13 protein-coding genes are annotated in these 18080 nt (G+C 65.8%); 3 read left to right on the top strand and 10 right to left on the bottom strand.

The genetic code is table 11. The features are described from left to right. The first annotated feature begins 29 nt into the window (after window positions 1-29). Entirely contained in the window at window positions 30-3173 is a 3144-nt protein-coding gene (locus J2Y63_RS03255; protein ID WP_435264904.1) for a CHAT domain-containing protein, read from the top strand. Between the two features lie 107 nt (window positions 3174-3280). Here J2Y63_RS03255 and J2Y63_RS03260 read toward each other — a convergent pair whose 3' ends face one another. The 8 genes from J2Y63_RS03260 to J2Y63_RS03295 form a co-directional block, all read right to left on the bottom strand. Beyond that, a complete protein-coding gene (locus J2Y63_RS03260) occupies window positions 3281-3490 on the bottom strand; it encodes a hypothetical protein (RefSeq protein ID WP_435264905.1) in 210 nt (69 codons plus the stop codon). Between the two features lie 281 nt (window positions 3491-3771). Beyond that, on the bottom strand, window positions 3772-5037 hold the full coding sequence (locus J2Y63_RS03265; RefSeq protein WP_435264906.1) for an ABC transporter permease: 1266 nt from the start codon (window positions 5035-5037) through the stop codon (window positions 3772-3774). Further along, window positions 5034-5720, bottom strand: a complete 687-nt coding sequence (locus J2Y63_RS03270) for an ABC transporter ATP-binding protein (RefSeq protein WP_435265033.1) — start codon at window positions 5718-5720, stop codon at window positions 5034-5036. The genes J2Y63_RS03265 and J2Y63_RS03270 overlap by 4 nt, the downstream gene beginning before the upstream one ends. 2 nt (window positions 5721-5722) lie before the next feature. Beyond that, complete coding sequence (locus J2Y63_RS03275; protein ID WP_435264907.1) at window positions 5723-6187, bottom strand: hypothetical protein; 465 nt, start codon at window positions 6185-6187, stop codon at window positions 5723-5725. Between the two features lie 75 nt (window positions 6188-6262). Continuing rightward, a complete protein-coding gene (locus tag J2Y63_RS03280) occupies window positions 6263-8017 on the bottom strand; it encodes an alkaline phosphatase (RefSeq protein ID WP_435264908.1) in 1755 nt (584 codons plus the stop codon). Window positions 8018-8124: 107 nt separating this feature from the next. After that, window positions 8125-9600, bottom strand: coding sequence for an NAD-dependent succinate-semialdehyde dehydrogenase (locus tag J2Y63_RS03285; RefSeq protein WP_435264909.1), 1476 nt, complete (start codon window positions 9598-9600; stop codon window positions 8125-8127). A gap of 121 nt (window positions 9601-9721) precedes the next feature. Further along, window positions 9722-10381, bottom strand: coding sequence for a class I SAM-dependent methyltransferase (locus J2Y63_RS03290; RefSeq protein WP_435264910.1), 660 nt, complete (start codon window positions 10379-10381; stop codon window positions 9722-9724). A 5-nt stretch (window positions 10382-10386) separates the two neighbouring features. Beyond that, complete coding sequence (locus J2Y63_RS03295) at window positions 10387-11646, bottom strand: DUF3419 family protein (protein ID WP_435264911.1); 1260 nt, start codon at window positions 11644-11646, stop codon at window positions 10387-10389. Between the two features lie 469 nt (window positions 11647-12115). On the opposite strand from J2Y63_RS03295, the gene J2Y63_RS03300 reads away from it, so the two are divergent. Next, on the top strand, window positions 12116-13246 hold the full coding sequence (locus tag J2Y63_RS03300) for an efflux RND transporter periplasmic adaptor subunit (RefSeq protein ID WP_435264912.1): 1131 nt from the start codon (window positions 12116-12118) through the stop codon (window positions 13244-13246). A 3-nt stretch (window positions 13247-13249) separates the two neighbouring features. Next, window positions 13250-16378 carry an efflux RND transporter permease subunit gene (locus J2Y63_RS03305; RefSeq protein ID WP_435264913.1) on the top strand — a complete coding sequence of 1043 codons (3129 nt, stop codon included), beginning with the start codon at window positions 13250-13252 and terminating at the stop codon, window positions 16376-16378. Between the two features lie 4 nt (window positions 16379-16382). Here J2Y63_RS03305 and J2Y63_RS03310 read toward each other — a convergent pair whose 3' ends face one another. Then, window positions 16383-17357 (bottom strand): alcohol dehydrogenase catalytic domain-containing protein, encoded by a 975-nt coding sequence (locus tag J2Y63_RS03310; RefSeq protein WP_435264914.1) that lies wholly within the window; start codon window positions 17355-17357, stop codon window positions 16383-16385. A gap of 12 nt (window positions 17358-17369) precedes the next feature. Further along, a complete protein-coding gene (locus J2Y63_RS03315; RefSeq protein ID WP_435264915.1) occupies window positions 17370-18080 on the bottom strand; it encodes an SDR family NAD(P)-dependent oxidoreductase in 711 nt (236 codons plus the stop codon).

Consider the following 18080-nt stretch of genomic DNA (forward strand, 5'->3'; position numbering starts at 1 on the left):
CAGTTCGATATTTTCCGAGAAATCAATTCATGCAGTTCTTTTCCCGCTTCCTACGCCCCGTCGTTTCCCTCCTCCTCATCGTTTTCCTGACTTCGCCCGTTTTCGCGCAGGCGCCGACGCAGGCGGCCATTGCGCGATCAGACGTGATCGCAGCGGAGATGAAGGCGCTCTTCGATGGCGGTGACGCCGAAGGCGCACGCCGCAAGGCGGAGGCGGCAAGTGCGGCGTTCAAGGCCGAGGGGGAGGCCTGGCTTGCGGCGAGCTATGCCGTTTCCGCCGCCGATTACACCATGCGCATGGGCGACGCCGCCCGCGTCGACGCTGAATATTATCCGCGCATGCGCGCACTTCTCAAAGTGCTCGATCCGGTTGAAGAAACCCGTGCCAACCTGCTGATTTCGCTGCTGATGGACGCCAAGGGCCGGCTCGGGGAGACGGGCAAGCAGGACGAACTGATGCAACTCTACGAAAAGCGCATCCGCAAGGCCCACGGCAAGGACAGTGAACAGGACATCGACGCCCGGGTGCGCACCGCCTACAGCGTATTGGAAGCGGGGCGCCTGGAGGATGGCCGCAAGAGACTGCGCGCAGCACTCGATGCATCCGCGAAGACGGAGCTGCATGCCGTGACGCTGCGGCACTATACGCAGGCGGGACGTAGCTTCCAGGCGAGCGGGCTCAATGACGACGCGGCGGGCCTGTTCCAGGCGGCCGAGCAGACGGCGGCGATCCGCGCCGAGGTGAAGGAACTTGCCGACTTCTACCTCGCCTATGCGGAATTCCGCACCGCGGTGCCCGACAACGAGCAGCATTTCGTGCCGCTCTATACGATGGCGACCAATCTCTATGCGCGCTTCTACGGTACGGAATCGCCCGAGCTGATCCACGCCACCGACAAGCTCGCCACCGCACTGTCCGACGTCGGGCAATACGGCACCGCGATCGACCTCGAACGCCGCAATTACGAGATCGCGCAGAAATCGCTCGGCGACGACGACACCGTGACCTGGCGCATCGCCAACAATCTCGCCGACCTGCTGCGCGGCATGGGCTCGCCGTCCCGCGCGCTGGAATACGACCTCAAGGTACTGGAGAACCGCACCCGCCATTACGGCCAGAACCATTTCAACACGCTGGTCAGCGCCAACAACACGGCGCAGAACTATCTCGATCTCGGCAATTATGCCGAGGCGCGCCGCTATTTCGCGCTCTGCCTCGATATTTCCAAGGCGCTCGGTGACCCCGTGACGATCGCCGGCATGGAGGCCTGGATCGACTACACTGACCTTCTTTCGGGCGCCAAGCCGATGGATGCGGCCGCCGCCAAGCGCATCGAGGCGATGATCACCGATTCCAACTATCCGGCGATCCTCAGCATGAAGGCGGCCTATCTGATAGCGGATCATGTTGCCAAAGGAGGCGATGCGGCCCGGCAGATCAAGCACTTGCAGCAGGCCTTCAGCATCGCGGCTGGCGAGATGAGCATGGGCCACCCGCTGGCCTTTGCCGGGCGTATCGCGATCGCCAAGGCGAAGGCCGGCACGGACAAGGTGACGGCGGCGAGCGAATTTGCCGGGATCGACGAGGAGATGCTGCGCTGGGTGCATCTCCAGGTGTCGGTCGCCGGCGGGCGGGAGGTCGGCGAGGCGGTGCGGGCAATGGCCGACGGCATGCTCTACGATTATGCGCGGTTTGCCGAACAGGATGCCGCGGCCGTTCCGGCCTTCGCGGATGCCGCGCGGCGCTGGCCGTCGCTCGCCACGGCGGACGCAGACAATGTGCTGAAGCTCGGCCGCATGATCGACAAGTGGGACACCGAGACCGCCCGCCTGCTCGACCGCATCACCCGCCTGTCGCGCATTGCGCGAGAAATCTTTGCCGCCGATGTCGAGCAGGATCTAGCCTATGCCTATCTGTCGGACACCAAGGCGCTGGAACAGCAACTGCATGAACGCATCGTCGGACGCTACCAGCTGGACCGTGAAAAGCTCCTGAACCAGAAACTGCCGACGCCGGGAGAGCTGCTCGGCAAGGACCAGGCCCTCGTCCAGTATTTCGTGACCCGCAAATGGAAGGTGGGCCGCGAAAGCGCCGATCCGATCGAGGATTCCAGGCTCTACGCCATCGTCTGGCGCGGCGGCGCGGCGCCGGTTCTGCGCGCGCTCGGCGATCCGCGCGAAGTGCTGTCGAGCGGCCAGGAGGTCGTCGCGGCCCTCCAGACGCGCGATCGCAGCGGTGGCGACGGACGAGGCCTGCTCGTTGAGGCGAGCAAGCGCGAGTTCGCGCGGCTCTACGACCGGCTGATCGCACCCGTCGAAGGCGACATAAGCAGCGCGAAAACGGTGTTCATCGTGCCGGACGGGCAATTGTTCGCCTTGCCCTTCTCCCTGCTGGAAGACCCCGCCGGGAAGTTGCTGGAAGAGCGCTTCACCCTGCGGCTGCTGACTGAACCGGAAGCACTCTACCGCGCCGTCGAGGACCGCGCGCTGCCCGCGGAAGGCACCGTCGTGCTGGCCGGCGGCATCGATTATGCGAAGGGCGAGGAGGCGGGGGCCATGCCGCTGCCGGGCACGCTGCGCGAGGTGGAGGCGATCGGCAAGGTCCTCGGCGGCCCCGGCCTTAAGATCGAGACCATGACCGGAGCGGGGGTGAGCGAAGGCGCGCTTCGCGAGCGCATGAAGGGCGCGACGCTTGCCCATCTCGCCACGCATGGGGCCTATGGCAGCCCGAAGAACGGCGGCGCCAGCAATGTCGATACGCTGTGGCAGAGCGAGGTCATCCTCGCGCGTTCCGGCGATGAGCGCGCCATGCGCCGCGACGAGAAGGACGGGCGGCTCTACGCCTTCGAGCTGATGGGCTGGGACCTGACCGGCCTCGACCTGCTGGTGCTCTCGGCCTGCGAAACAGGCCGCGGCGACGAGGCTTTCGTCGGCGGCGTGCGCGGCCTGCCGACGGCCGCAAGCCTTGCAGGGGCGAAACGCGCGCTGCTGACGCTCTGGCCTGTCGCTGACGACGGTACGGCGGATTTCATGGTGCGCTACTACGAGCATCTGAAAGGCGGGCAGACATTTGCAGAGGCGCTGCGCAACACGCGGCGCGACGCCATCGACGGGAAAATCCCGACGGCGCGCGACCCGCTCGTCTGGGCCGCCTTCGTGCTGTTCGAGAACTGAGGCATTCGTGGCGGAGAAGACCCGGGAGCGCCTCGTATCGCTCAACCGGGTCCCCGCGCGACCGGATACGGCTTGGGGCGCAGCGCACCCGGTCGTCGGTATCTCCGTCAGCGGGCTGGCGGGAGAATGGTGGTGCGTTCGCGGCAGCGCGCGAGTGCTCCGTGCAGGATGCGCCGGGCGCGATAGGCGTTGATCGGCACCGGCTGGTTGTTCAGGTGAACCCAGTCCAGCCGCCGGTCGATGTCCTTGATGGCGCGTGCGAGACGCTGGGTGGGTGTCGGGTCGTTGGTCAGACGCTTGGTTGTCTGCATTGGCATGAATGGTACCTCGAATCGCTGCTCCGTCATGGAGCGGCGCCAAATTACCCCGCCATCGCGAACGTCCCACCTACCGTCGATTGCGGGCGGCGACAGGGTGCGCGAAGGATGAACGGAAGCCTGCCGTTTTTATTAAAATTGTCTCGAATGGGGATGGCGCGGCACGACCTTGCCCCAGGACGAGACGGGCAGGCGTCGTCCACCGGCGTGTGCGATCTTCTGTGCGGAATGGGGTGCACGTCAGACGAGAAAGCCTGCAACGCCGTGCCTTTAGTGATGCGTCAGGCTTTAAGCGCCCTTGCAGGGCTGAGCCGCAGTGTCAGGAGCGCCGGCAGGATGGAGACCAGCATCGCCAGCGCGACGAACCAGACCGCGAGCGACATGTCCTCGCGTGCGAATTCCACGGGCATGCGCACGGCGGTTGAGGCGGTCAGCGAGGCGGAGATGAGCTGCGCGCCGGCATAGCCGATGAGGATGCCCAGCACGAAGCCGGCGAGGAACAGCAGGAGCAGCTCGCCCCAGACGATGGCCACCACCGAGCGCCGCGGCGCACCGAAGGCCCTGAGCGCGCCGATCTGCCGCTGGCGCGCGCCGACATGCATGATGGTGACGAGCAGGATGGCGGCGATGACGATGACCTGCGTGCCGATGGCGATTGCGAGAAGCAGGCTGCGCGCATCGCCCAGCGTGGCGTAGAGGCGAGTCAGCACCTCGGCGGGAAAGACGGCGAGCGTCGTCTCGCCGCGATATTCCTGGCGCAGGCGATAGGCGTCGGCGATCGTCTTCGGCTTGACCAGCACGGCGGGAAGGCCCGGCGTCTCGGCGTCGAACAGCTCGTCGATGGCGGCATCGGCGTCGACAGGCGCATGCTCGTGATCGTGCTCTTCCGCAGCGGCCTCCTCCGGCGTCTCGCCGGCGTGGTCGTGATCATGATCGTGCCCGCCCGCCATGCCGTGCAATTGCCAGACGGCGCGGATCGGCACGAGGATCGCCCGGTCCCAGGCGGTGCCCGTGGGCGCCATGCGGCCGCTCACCTTGTAGACGATCTCGGTATGGGTCTCGCCGCCGATATCGGCAAGGCCGTGCATCGGCTTGATCTCGGCACCAAGCTGCTTGGGCACGTCCGACCCGACCACCGCATCGCCGAGCCGCGCAAAGAGCGCGCCTTCTGCAAGTTTCGGCGACAGGGCGGAGATGAGTGCCGTCGTCGTGCCGACGACCGGGTGGCCGGCCTCGGAATCGCCGAAGCCGACGGGGGCGGCGAATTCGACGCGTGGATCCGCGGCAAGCTTTGCCAGCACCGCGCCGGACATCAGCGGCAAGGGCGAGGGCTGGAGGAAGACGGCGGAAAGCGCAAGCTGCGTCTCGCTGCCGGCTGCGCCGACGAGGAGGTCGAACTTTTCCGCCGCACGCGCGCTGCCGAGCCGCACGGCGCGCTCCTGCAGCGTGACGGCAACGCTGAGCGCCACGGACAGCGCGATCAGCACGATGACCGCAAGCGCACCGCCCTTGAAGCGGCGCAGATCCGCGAGAATGAAGTTCATCATGCCGCGAGCTTCTCCCCGCTGTCGTCGACGATGCGGCCGCCGTCCAGCGCGATGCGCCGGTCGAGCCGTTCGGTCAGCGCCGGATCGTGGGTCACGACGACGAGCGTCGCCTTCTCTTCGCGGGACAGCCGCACGAGGAGGTCGGCCACCTCTTCGCCGGTCTTGCGGTCGAGACTGGCGGTCGGCTCGTCCGCGACGATCACGCCGGGTTTCGACAGAAGCGCGCGGGCGACCGCGACGCGCTGCATCTCGCCGCGCGACAGCGTCTCGATATGCTGGTCGGGGCGGGCGATGCCGGTGGTTTCGAGCAGGAACAGCGCGCGTTCGCGCTCCGCGGGCGTGAGGCGGCGGGCGAGCCGGACCGGCAGCACGACATTCTCGAAGGCGGAAAGCCCCGGAAAAAGATGAAAATCCTGCATGACGAGGCCGATATGCGCAGCGCGAAAGGCATCGCGGCGCCCGACCGGCAGGCGCGTGATATCCGTGCCGCCCCAGGAAACGGTGCCGCTCGTCGCGGTTTCGAGCCCGGTCACGGCATTGACCAGCGTGCTCTTGCCGGAGCCGGAGGCGCCGGTCACCGCGAGGCGCCCGCCGGAAGGAAGGTGAAGCCGGTCGATCGCAAGCACCGGCGCGTCGAGGCCGGGAAAGCGCATCTCCAAGCCGGAAATATCGAGTTCAAGCATGTTCATGCCGTGTTGAATGCGGCTTCGCGCAGGCGCAGCTGGCTGACAAAGCCGGTATCCGGATCGATCCACGAGCCGTATTCGAGCACGCCCTGCGCTTCGATCGGCGCATTGAACTGCACGAATGTCTGTTTGCGCGCGAGGTAGACGACGAGGATATTGTCCGGCCAGTCGGCATCCGACGAGCAGAACGGGCAAAGCGACATCGGGATTTCCGTCAGCACGAAGAAATCCGCTTCGGCCTTCAGCGGCGGTGCCATGAAGCCCTTGACGGTGACTTCCTGGCTGGCAAGGCGCTTCACCTTGTCGGAGAATTCGAGGCCGAGGATGCCGAATTTCTTGTAGAGCTCGCCGAAGCCGAGTGTGTCGCTGGCAAGGGCCGGACGCGTAAGGGCGAGGGTGGGCAGGGCAGCCAGTGCGCAGAGCATTCGCCGCCTGTTGAAAAATGCGGGGTGCGTTTCCGTCATGGCATGCTTCCTTCTATCAACGGCAATGCGGACAGGCGGCGCGGGGCCGCCTGTCCGTCAGGGGATGAAAATCCCTTATTCCTTCGGCGCGCCGAGGGCGAAAGCGTCGACCAGCACGCGGTAGACGTCGCTCTGTTCCATGTAGCCGCGGAAGCCTTCCGAGCCGGGGCCGATCGCCTGGAGCACGATGTCGTCGACGGCGTGCACGCCGGTGTCGCCGTCCTTCGGGATGTTGCCCTGCACGAAGACCGCGCCGGGAACGTCCTTGTAGGCTTCGTTGGCGACATATTCCTTCGCCTCGTTCTGCACGGCCGGAACGAACGGGCCGTCGAGCTTCGGACGGAAGGTCTCGTAGTGGTCCGGGCCGTTGTTGGCGGACAGGAACAGGCGGCGCGAGACGTCGATGCGATCCGGGTAACCGTCGCCGTTCTTGTCCTCGTAGTTCGGGAAGCCGGCCTCGTCATAGGTGCCGACCTTCTGGCGCATTTCATCGCCCGGCTTGTCGTCGTCGACCGTGCCGATGATGCCGACGCCGTGGGTGTGGTCACCCGTGACGACGATCAGCGTGTCGGGGTTGGCGGCGGCGAATTCGCGGGCGACGGCGATCGCCTTGTCGAATTCGATCGTTTCGACGAGCGCGCGGTCCCAGTCGAGCGGGTGGCTCATCTTGTCGACCGATGCGGCTTCGACGACGAGGAAGAAGCCTTCCGGGTTCTTGGACAGCTTGTCGAGCGCAACCTTGGTCATCTCGACGAGGCCGGGCTGGTTTGGGAACTTGTCGACGGTGCCCTTCTTGAGGAATTCACGGTCGAGCGTCACGTCCAGGTTAGCGGTATGGAAAAGACCGAGCAGCTTATCCTGGTTCGAACCGCTGAGGGCAGCGAGTTCCGTCTTGTCGGTTGCAAGCGCGTAACCGGCATTCTTGAATTCAGCGATATAGTCCTTGTCGTCCTTGCGCTTGGAGCCGGGCGTGTCCTTGCCGAGGAAATAGACCGAGCCGCCGCCGAACAGCACGTCCGGCTTGACGTCGAACAGCATGCCGACGATCTGTTCCTTGTCGGCGCGCTTGCGGGTGTGCGAGACAACGGCGGCCGGCGTCGCGTCTTCGACTTCCGAGGTGGTGACGATGCCGATTGACTTCGTCGTCGTGCGGCGGAGCGCCTCGGCGATCGTCTCGACCTTCGGGTCGTCCAGGCTTGCCGGTGTGCGGTCGGCATAGACGCCGAGCGCGTTGACGCGCGACTTGTGGCCGGTCATGTAGGCCGACATGGTGTTGGCGCTGTCGGTGGCGATCGAGTGCGTCGAGGACGTGCCGATGAAGGCGACCGGCGGGATGTCGTCCATGGCGAGGCGGCCGTTTGCCTTGCCCTCGGTCATGCCCTTGGACATGATGCGGGCACCCGTGCGGTGGGCGACGGACAGGCCGTCGGCGATGAGGAAGATGATGTTCTTGGCCTTCGCCTCGGTAGCGGTGCCGTAAACGTCCCAGTTGACCGACTTTGTCTCGCTGCCGGCCGTCACTTCGACCTTGTAGTCGCCGGCGGTGGCGATCGTCAGGCCGCGCAGCGTCAGCGCGGAGCCGAGAACCTTGTCCTCGGCGCCCTTTTCTTCCGCGACGAATTCAGCCTTCTTGCCGAAGACGGCCTCATAGTCCTGGCCGTTGACGGTGACCTTCACATCTTCCGGCTTCACGACGGCGTCGAACTCGACCTTGAAGTCGAAGGGGGAGCCGACGAGGATGGTGGCGCGATCGATCGGGTAGACGGTCGCGGCATTGGCGGCGCCGGCGAGGACCGTAGCCGATGCCAGGGCGAGGAGGAGTTTGCGCATGGGAAAGCCTCTCTTGAGCGGTGTGTTACCTCCTCCGCATAGGAAACTCACATGACACGCGTATTACCGAGCCGTCCTAAACCCCTTACCTCGTCACACGCCGCCGCTCAGATGCCGCCCATGCAGAGATATTTCATCTCCAGATAGTCCTCCAGTCCGTGGCGCGAACCTTCGCGGCCCATGCCGGATTGTTTCATGCCGCCGAAGGGCGCCGCCTCGGAGGACATGCGGCCGGTATTGATGCCGACCATGCCGTATTCCAGGGCTTCCGCGACCCGCCAGACCCGGCTGAGGTTGGACGCATAGAAATAGGCGGCGAGGCCGTAGATCGTGTCGTTGGCTTCGCGCACCACCTGGGTGGCATCGTCGAAGCGGATGATGGGGGCGAGCGGCCCGAAGGTTTCCTCCTGCGCCACGCGCATGTCGCGGGTGATGCCGGTGAGCACGGTCGGCGCGAAGAACGTGCCGTCGCCGTCGATCCGCCGGCCGCCGCAGCGCACGCTGCCACCCTTGTCGAGCGCATCGGCGACATGGCCCTCGATCTTGGCGAGCGCGCGCGTGTCGATGAGCGGGCCGATCGCGACGTCGGGCTGAAAGCCGTCGCCGACCGAGAGCGTCTGCACCCGCTCGATGAATTTGCGGGCGAATTCGTCATGGACGCCGGATTGCACATAGAGCCGGTTCGCCGAGACGCAGGTCTGGCCGGCATTGCGGAATTTTGCCTGGATCGCGCCGTCCACGGCCGCATCGACATCCGCGTCGTCGAAGACGATGAAGGGCGCGTTGCCGCCGAGCTCCAGGCTGAGCTTCTTCACCTGGTCGGAACATTGCCGCATGAGTAGGCGGCCGACCTCGGTGGAGCCGGTGAAGCTGATCTTGCGCACGGCCGGGTGGGTGCAGAGTTCGCGGCCGACCGCATCGCCTTCCGAGGCGTAGATGAGGTTGACCACGCCCCGTGGAAAACCCGCCTCATGGGCGAGCGCGAACATGGCGCCCGCCACCAGCGGCGTCTGCTCCGCGGGCTTCAGCACGACCGCGCAGCCGGCCGCGAGCGCCGGCGAAATCTTGCGGGCCACCATGGAGGCCGGGAAATTCCACGGCGTGATCGCGCCGACCACGCCGATCGGCTGCTTGATGACCAGCATGCGACGGTCCAGCGACGGCGCCGCGATCGTCTCGCCATAGATGCGGTTGGCTTCCTCGGCATACCATTGCAGATAGGCGGCGGCGTGGGAGACTTCCGATTTTGCCTCCGCCAGCGGCTTGCCCATCTCGGCCGTCAGGATGGCGGCCAGGTCATCCGTGTGCAGGACGATCAACTGGTGCCAGCGCCAGAGCATGTCGGAGCGGTCACGGGCGGTCAGCCCCGCCCATTCGGGCTGGGCGACGGCGGCGCGGTCGATCGCCGCCCGGGTTTCCGCGACGCCCATGTCGGGTAGTTCCGCCAGCAATTCGCCGGTCGAGGGATTAAAGACCTCGAATGTGCGCTCGCTCGCAGGGCTGAACAGCCAGGGCGCGGTGACGATGGTTTCGAAGGGTTTTGGGTCCTTCAGCCGCCGGATAAGGGTCTGTGACAGGGCCAATTCGCTTCTCCTCTCGAATCCAGGGACGATTCTTCCCTTTCTTCGAGAGCTACAGGCGAATTGCGGGCCAAACAATGCTTGCGTCGGCAGGATCGCCGACGCCGTCACGACGGGAGCGCGTTCAGCGCTTGCTGACGATCGCGATCCACGAAAAACCGCGATGCAGCCGCTTCTCCTCGCTGCGTCCGCCATGGGCAGTGGCAAGCTCCGCGGCCATCTCGAAGAGATCGTCGCGCGGCGTCACATGGTGCCATCCGAGCCACTTGGTCACACCCTTGCGAAACCAGCCGGGCAGGCCGCGCATGTCGCCGAAATCGGCGATGTGCAGTTCGCCGCCGGGGGCAAGCCGATTGGTGGCCTCCGCCATGACCTTCTGCCATTGCGGGATCATCGACACGGCATAGGAGATGAAGATGCGGTCATAGCTCTGTTCGCCGAACAGCGCTCGCGGGTCGAAGCTGGCGGCGTCGGCCCGCGCCAGCCGCACCCGGTCCTTCAAGCCAGCGCCGGCAACGGCCTTTTCAGCCGTGCTCAGCATCTCCTGCGAAATGTCGATGCCGTGGAACCGGCTTTCCGGATAGAGCGCCGCCGCCTTCACCAGATTGCGCCCGGTGCCGCAGCCGATTTCCAGCACGGAACTGCTGGGCAGGGGGCGAAGGCCGGCAAGCATCGGGTCGCGGCCGAGCAGGTAATATTTGCGCGTCGCGTCATAGATGCCGAACCGCCGCTGCCAGCGGTAGATGCGGTCCATCAGGAGGGCGTGGTCGGAAATGGCGCTCATCCCGCTCAGCCCTTGAATTCGTAGAGGTGGAAGCCGCCGTAGATCGACGAACGATCCTTGTCGTGCAGCGCACGCGATTCCGCCTCGTGGTAGGTCCAGCGGCCGAGAAGGGTCTCGTCGAGGCGGCCGGGCAGCAGGCTTTCGGCGGGCGCGGTGCGGAAGACCACGCGCGCGCCGGGGGTCGCCGTGCGGGTAATCTCGGTCCACAAGCCGTTGAGCTGGGCGTCGGTCATCCAGTCCTGCGCGTCGAGCAGGATGAAGCGGTCGACGGACTGCGGGGCCTTTGCCGCGAGGAATTCGGTAAGCGAGGTGTTGGTGATGGAAATGCGTGAGGCGCGGCTGCGCACCGCCTCGAAATTCTGCCGCGAGAGATAGGGTGGGAGCGGTGCAAGCTCGCCGCTGCCGTAACCGCGCCCGAAGGCCTGCCAGGCGAAGTAGTTTTCCGACAGCGGGAAGCCGCAGGCGAGCTTTTCGACGCGCTGGCGCAGGATCGTCGCCATGTCGCTGCCGGCGCCCGAAAGCGCCTCATATTGCTGCGGCGGGATGCCGAGGCCGAACAGCGAGGTTTTGCGCGTCGTCGCCCAGCGGATCAGGCGTTTTTCGAAGAGCGGCGCCAGCGTTTCGTCGAAGAAGCGCTTCTGGTCCTCGATCGTGCGGGCCTGGAGCAGGTCGCGCGGATCTGCGCCGTAGAGCCGCGCCATCTTGTGGCCGAGGCCGATGAAGCCGCCGAGCAGGCCGTGACGATAGAGCCGGCGGTGGAAGATCGAGATGCGACGGCGTCCGGTGACGGTGCGGCTTTCCCAGTAGTCGCGCGTCTCTTCGTCGAGATGCGGGCGCAGGTAGAGCCGGTAGGCGTCGAGGTTCCGCTTGTCATCGCCCTGGCCGTAGAACCGATAGAAGGCCTCGTAGTCCGGCAGGTGCGCTGCGGCTGCGAACTTCAGGCGATTGAAGGCGACGTGGGCCGGATTGAGATCCACCGCCTCGATGCGGGCCGGGTCGGCGACGAGATAGGACAGCGCGTTGCAGCCGCCGGACGCGATGGTGACGATGCTGTTGCCCGGTTCGATCCGCAGCGCGGCCATGTCGACGTCCGGGTCTTCCCAGATCTGCGCATAGACGAGATTGCGGAACAACCGCGAGAAGACATATTCGGACATGCCCGAAGGCGAGAGCAGCGGATTGCGGCGAACCGCGCGGTTGAGGCGCTTGCCGACGCCGCCCTTGAGGGCCGGTGAGGTGGCGGTGGGGGCGATTGTCTCGATCATCTGGGCACGTTTCCTACGCTGGAGTGTCCGTCATCACCCGTCGCCGCGACAGGACCGCAAGGCGGCGAAGTGCTCATGCCTCCTGCGGGGAAGGACGATGATCGAGACCGCGCAATCGATGCGCTGAGCCCCTTGTTTGAGTCGTCACAATCGCCTGATGGCATGGGGCAGCGTTTCAACAGATCGCCATGACACGCGCATGACATCCGGCGAGGATGTCCACAGGGCCGCGCGGGCGCTGGCGCCCGACGGTCGCGAAGGATCAACTTCCGCGAGCGGCAGTTGTCGGCCGCCGAAAAAATGTGCAGGCGGCGAGGCGATGCCCCAGTCCCGACACGATCGACGTTTCTACAAGGCCGGACTGATTGATTTTACAATGTTACGGCAATGTACGGCCCGTAAAACGGGACGCGATCTGCCCTATGCCTAGGCCTGTTGCGGGCAAAAACTCTAAAGCAAGACGGATTTCATGAGCGAGCGCACCATCCACACCTCAGAAAACTCCATGCCCGTCCGCAGGTTGTTCTGGCCACGCGCGATCCGCATCGCCTGCCTGGCGGGATGGGTCGCGGCGGGAACGGCGCAGGCGCAGGAGGCTGCGAAGCCGACAATGGAGCTCGCGCAGGTCGACATCACCAGGGTCGAACCGCATGATATCGCAAGTGAAGTCCGCATTGCCGGCTCACTCACCCCGATCCGTCGCTCGACGCTCGCCGCCCGTGTCGCCTCGACGATCGTCGAGCTGCCGGTCAAGGTCGGCGACGTGGTGAAGGCGGGCGACCTGCTCATCCGCTTCGACAAGATGGCGCTGGAATCCACGCTGACCGTTCGCCAGGCCTCGGCAGAGGCCATGCGCGCGCAGCTTGAGCTTGCCGAATCCGTCCAGCGGCGTACCACCGCTCTCGGCGAGCGTGGCGCCTCCTCGGAGGCCGCTCAGCTGGAAGCCCAGGCGAATGTCGCCAATCTCCAGGCGCAGATCCGGTCGAAGCAGGCCGAGATCGCCGATGCCGAGCGCGACCTCGCCAATGCGGAGGTCCGCGCCGCCTTCGACGGCGTGATCGCCTCGCGCCCCGTCGAGCAGGACCAGACGGTCGGGCTGAACACCGAGCTCATGACCATCGTCGACCTCAGCAAGATGGAGGTCGATGCCGGCGTGCCGACGAGCCGCATCCCGATGGTGAGCATCGGCCAGCCCGTCGAACTGAACGTCGAGGGTTTTCCCGACCGGACCTTTTCCGGCAAGGTCACGCGCATCTCGCCGACCGCCGTCGCGGGTTCGCGCGCGGTCCGGGTGTTCCTGGCGATCGAGAATGACGACGGTATCCTCAAGGGCGGCATGTTCACGACCGGCATCCTGAAGGTCGACGAACGCAAGAACATCATCGCGCTGCCCAATTCGGCGATCCGCACCGACCAGGCGGGCAGCTTCGTGCTGAAGGTGCAGGACGGCGTGCTGCGCCGTCAGCCGGTCCAGCTCGGCACCGCCTGGACGGACCGCAGCCTTGTGGAAGTGTCGGGGCTTGAAGCCGGCGAAATCGTCGTCTCGGCGCCGCTTCCGGCACTTGAAGCCGACATGCCCGTCGCCGTCGAGGGGCTGTAAGCCATGTTCCTCACGCGTATCAGCGTCAAATACCCCGTCTTTGCGACGATGATGATGGTGACGATTCTGGTGATCGGGCTGTTTTCCTATTCGCGCCTCGGCGTCGACCAGTTCCCCGAAACAGACCTGCCGATCGTCGTCGTCACGGCGACCTATACGGGCGCCTCGCCCTCGACGGTCGAAAGCGAAGTGTCGCGGCCGATCGAATCCGCGCTGAACACCATCGGCGGCATCGACACGATCATCTCCGAATCCTACGAGGGCCGCTCGGTCGTCGTGGTGCAGTTCGAGCTCGATGTGGATTCGCAGGTTGCCGCCCAGGAGGTCCGCGACCGCGTGGCGCGGCTGGAGGCGGGTTTTCCCGATGCCGTGGACACGCCGCAGGTCACCCGCTTCAATCCGGATGACGCGCCGATCCTGTCGATCGCGGCCTCCTCGTCAAAACGCTCGCTTTCCGAAATCACCACGCTCGCCAACCGCGTCATCACCAACCGGCTGAGCGTCATTGCCGGCGTCGGCCAGATCTCGCTTGTCGGCGGAAGCGAGCGGCAGGTGCTGGTGATGGTCGATCCCGATAGGCTGGAAGCCTATGGCATCGCCGTCACATCGGTGATGGACGCCATCCGCAAGGAGAACCAGGACCGCGCCGCCGGTACGCTGATCTCCGGCATCAACCAGCGCATCGTCACCGTCGAGGGCCGCATTCCCGACGTTGCCGGCTTCAACGGCATCATCGTGGCGCAGAGCGGTGGATATCCGGTCTACCTGTCGGATGTCGCGACCGTGCTCGATGTCGGCGCAGAGGTGACGAGCCGCGCGACCTATCAGGGCGTTCCCTCGCTCGGGCTCGATATCGTCAAGGTGCAGGGCGCCAACACCGTGGAAGTGGCGTCCGAATTGCGCAAGGAGATCGCCGCGCTCAACGTCGAACTCGCCCCAGAAGGGGTGGAGCTGAAGGTGACGCGCGACAATTCCCGCCCGATCGCCGCGCAGGTGCAGGAGGTGCAGCGCACGCTGATCGAGGGCGGCGTGCTCACCGTCGTCATCGTGTTCCTGTTCCTGAATTCCTGGCGCTCGACGGTCATCACCGGGCTCACCCTGCCGATCTCGGTGATCGGCACCTTCGCCGTCATCTATGCGCTCGGCTTCACGCTCAACACCATGACGCTGATGGCGCTCTCGCTGTCGATCGGCATTCTGATCGACGATGCGATCGTGGTGCGCGAAAACATCACCCGCCACCTGCACATGGGCAAGAACCATGTGGATGCCGCGCTCGACGGCACGAACGAGATCGGCCTTGCCGTTCTCGCCACGACGCTGTCGATCGTCGCGGTGTTCTTGCCGGTTGCTTTCATGGGCGGCCTGATCGGCCGCTTCTTCCTGCAATTCGGGGTTACGGTCGCTGTCGCCGTGCTGATCTCGCTGTTCATTTCCTTCACGCTCGATCCGATGCTGTCGAGCGTCTGGTACGATCCGCAGTCGGAGCAGAACGCAAAGCGGGGGCCGCTCGGGCGGCTGATCGCCCGTTTCGACCGCTGGTTCGAGCGTCTTGCGGACCGCTACCGCCGGCTGATCCACTGGACGTTCCGCTTTCGCAAGACCACGGTCTTCGTCGTGGTCGCGATGTTCGTCGCAAGCCTGATGCTCGTGCCGCGCATCGGCGCGGAATTCCTGCCGCCGGCCGACCAGGGCGAGGTCTCCATCGCGCTGAAGGCCACCGAGGGCGCCTCGCTGGATTACATGGCGGCGAAGGTCAGCCAGGTCGAGCGGGCGCTACGCGAATTCGACTATGTCGATACGATCTACTCCACCGTGAATGCCGGCGGTGCGCGCGGCTTCAACGAGGCGTCGGTCGCGGTACAGCTTAAGCCGAGCGACGAGCGCACGGTGACGACCGCCGAAAGCATAGAGCCGATCCGCAAGCGGCTGGCCTCGATTGCCGGCCTCGAAATATCGATCGGCCAGAATTCCGGCACGGGCTCTTCGGAAAAGCCGTTGCAACTCTCCGTGCTCGGCGACGGCGAGGAGGAACTGCGCCGGATTTCCACCGAGATCACCACGGCGCTTTCCGCAATCCCCGGCGCAACAGAAGTCGAATCCTCGATCGAGAACAAGCGCCCGACGCTCGCCGTGCGAATCCGGTCGGAGGCGGCGGCCGACCTCGACGTCTCGATCGCCACCATCGGCGACACGCTGCGCCCGCTCGTCGCCGGCGACGCCATCTCCGTCTGGAACGCGCCGGACGGCGAATCCTACGACGTCATGGTGCGCCTGCCGGCAACGGGACGGCGCGATGCCGCGCAGCTTCGCGACCTCACCATCGCCACCGGCCGCACGGACGACGACGGCAAGCCGATCACCGTGCTGCTCGACCAGGTGGCCGATGTCATCGAGAGCACGGCGCCGGACGCCATCACGCGAAAAGACCTTTCGCGCGAGATCCGCATCGAGAGCAATATCGAAGGTCGCGCGCTCGGCGACGTGACGGCGGACCTCAATGCCGCAATCGCCAAGATGCAGATCCCGGCCGGCTACCGCATCAGCTTCGGCGGCGACGCCGAAAACCTTGAAGAGAGTTTCGGCTATGCGCTCCAGTCGCTCGCACTTGCGGTGATCTTCATCTACATCATCCTCGCCTCGCAGTTCGGCTCGTTCATCCAGCCGATCGCCATCATGATGACGCTGCCGCTGTCCCTGATCGGCGTGCTGATCGGGCTGCTCGTCACCGGCTCGACGCTCAACATGTTCTCGATCATCGGTTTCATCATGCTGATGGGCCTGGTCACCAAGAACGCCATCCTGCTCGTCGACTATTCCAACCAGGGACGCCAGGCCGGCAAGAGTCTTCAGGACAGTCTGGCCGATGCTGGCGCCGTGCGCCTTCGCCCCATCGTCATGACGACGCTGGCGATGATCTTCGGCATGCTGCCGATGGCGATCGGACTTGGCGAAGGCGGCGAGCAGCGTGCGCCCATGGCGCACGCCGTCATCGGCGGCCTGATTTCCTCCACGCTGTTGACGCTCGTCTTCGTGCCGGTCGTCCTCACCTTCCTCGACCCGCTCGGCGCACGCATCGCCGGATGGTTCCCCAAGGGGCCGAAGGAGCGGCGCGAGGAGCAGGGCGCGTAAGGCGCTATAGGACGACGACGCGGTTGCCGGGGTTGGGGCCAGCCTTGAGGCGTGCCAGTGCTTGAGGCAGCTCGTCGAAACCGGCAATCTCGATGAGTTGCGGATCGAAGAGCCCTTCCGAGATGTGCTGCGCGATCTCGGCACCGGCGGCGACAAGCCGTCCCCACTGACGGTCGCAGGCGTGGGCGTGCATGGCGTTGAGGCCGACCTCGTGCAGCGAGATGGTCGTCGAGAAGGCGGGCAGCGGCGCGGTTTCCTGCCGGTCCTGGATGCAGACGAGATGGCCGTTTGCCGTCAGCAAGGGCGCGAGGCTTGCCGCATGGGCGCCATTCACCATGTCGAACACGGCGTTCAGCGGCTGATGCCTCGCCCGCTTTGCCCAGTCCTCTTTCCAGCCGTGCTGGCGATAATCGGTAACGGTTGCAGCGCCGAGGCGAAGCAGGCGTTCAGATTGGGATGCGGAGCCGACGGCGTGCACGACCCAGCCCCGCGCGCTGGCGAGCTGAAGCAGCGCGCCGCCGACCGCACCGGAAGCGCCGGTCACCAGCACATGGGCGCCGGGCCATAAGGCGACCTTGTCGATGGCCTGCCGGGCGGTGAGGCCGGGGCAGGGGATCGCTGCTGCCGCGGCAAAGGGCAGGGCGGCCGGTAGCGGAATGGCGGCGCGCGCCGGGATGACGGTGTATTCCGCGAAGGAGCCCGGCTTCAGGAGGTCGTTGTGGTAGGCGACCCGCGTTCCCGGGGCGATATGGTGCACGCCATCGCCTACGGCCTCGACCTCGCCTGCCCCGTCGACGCCGGGAATATGCGGCCATTCCCAGGAATCGTGGCCCCAGAGGACGAATTTCCAGTCGACGGGGTTGAGACCGACGGCGCGGTTGCGGATGAGCAACTCGCCAGGACCCGGCTCCGGCTTCGGCCGGTCGCGCAGTTGCAGGATGTCCGGATCACCGGTCTTGTCGTGAACCCAGGCTTTCATGTGCATTCCTCCTCAGCAGACCGAATAGCCACCGTCGACGGGGATCATCGCGCCGGTGATGTAGGCGGCATCCTGCGACAGCAGGAAGCGCACGACGGAGGCGACTTCGGCGGGTTTGGCCCAGCGCCCCATCGGGATGCGGGCATTGATGCGCTCGGCCCGCGCGGCGTCGGTGCGGGCCTTTTCGGAGATCTTCGTCTCGACCCAGCCCGGCGCGATGGAATTGACGCGGATGCCACGGCCCGCCCAGGCCACCGCCTGCGAACGTGTGACCGCCGCGACCGCGGCCTTGCTCGCGGTATAGGCGGGCGCGCCGGGCGAGCCAAAGATCGCCCACATGGACGCAACATTGACGATGGCGCCGCTGCCGGCTTCAAGCCTTTCGAGGAGCGCATTGGCGAGCGCAAACCCGGCGGTCACGTTGACGCGCATGACCTGTTCGAAGGCCTCGGTTTCCCATTCCTGCTGGTGGCGCAGCATGCCGGCGCAGTTGACCAGCGCCGCGACCGGCCGCCCTTCCGGCAAGGTGGCGATGCTTGCCGCCGTGTCGGTAATATCGACAGTGTGGAAGGCGATGCCGGCAGGCAGGTCGTCGTCGCGGTCGAGACCCAGGGCGACCACCGCGTAGCCGCTTGCGGTCAGGAGTTCCGCGACGGCGCGGCCGATGCCGGTGCCGCCTCCGGTGACGACGGCGAGGGGCGCACCCCGGTCCTTGTTGGGCAT

Origin of the sequence: Shinella sp. BE166 (assembly GCF_051201095.1) — a bacterium.
Taxonomy (GTDB): domain Bacteria; phylum Pseudomonadota; class Alphaproteobacteria; order Rhizobiales; family Rhizobiaceae; genus Shinella; species Shinella lacus.

Coding starts and splice junctions, on each gene's coding strand:
- J2Y63_RS03255 (WP_435264904.1), top strand. CDS start 30: ATGCAGTTCTTTTCCCGCTTCCTACGCCCCGTCGTTTCCCTCCTCCTC.
- J2Y63_RS03260 (WP_435264905.1), bottom strand. CDS start 3,490: ATGCCAATGCAGACAACCAAGCGTCTGACCAACGACCCGACACCCACC.
- J2Y63_RS03265 (WP_435264906.1), bottom strand. CDS start 5,037: ATGATGAACTTCATTCTCGCGGATCTGCGCCGCTTCAAGGGCGGTGCG.
- J2Y63_RS03270 (WP_435265033.1), bottom strand. CDS start 5,720: ATGCTTGAACTCGATATTTCCGGCTTGGAGATGCGCTTTCCCGGCCTC.
- J2Y63_RS03275 (WP_435264907.1), bottom strand. CDS start 6,187: ATGACGGAAACGCACCCCGCATTTTTCAACAGGCGGCGAATGCTCTGC.
- J2Y63_RS03280 (WP_435264908.1), bottom strand. CDS start 8,017: ATGCGCAAACTCCTCCTCGCCCTGGCATCGGCTACGGTCCTCGCCGGC.
- J2Y63_RS03290 (WP_435264910.1), bottom strand. CDS start 10,381: ATGAGCGCCATTTCCGACCACGCCCTCCTGATGGACCGCATCTACCGC.
- J2Y63_RS03295 (WP_435264911.1), bottom strand. CDS start 11,646: ATGATCGAGACAATCGCCCCCACCGCCACCTCACCGGCCCTCAAGGGC.
- J2Y63_RS03300 (WP_435264912.1), top strand. CDS start 12,116: ATGAGCGAGCGCACCATCCACACCTCAGAAAACTCCATGCCCGTCCGC.
- J2Y63_RS03305 (WP_435264913.1), top strand. CDS start 13,250: ATGTTCCTCACGCGTATCAGCGTCAAATACCCCGTCTTTGCGACGATG.
- J2Y63_RS03310 (WP_435264914.1), bottom strand. CDS start 17,357: ATGAAAGCCTGGGTTCACGACAAGACCGGTGATCCGGACATCCTGCAA.
- J2Y63_RS03315 (WP_435264915.1), bottom strand. CDS start 18,080: ATGCCCAACAAGGACCGGGGTGCGCCCCTCGCCGTCGTCACCGGAGGC.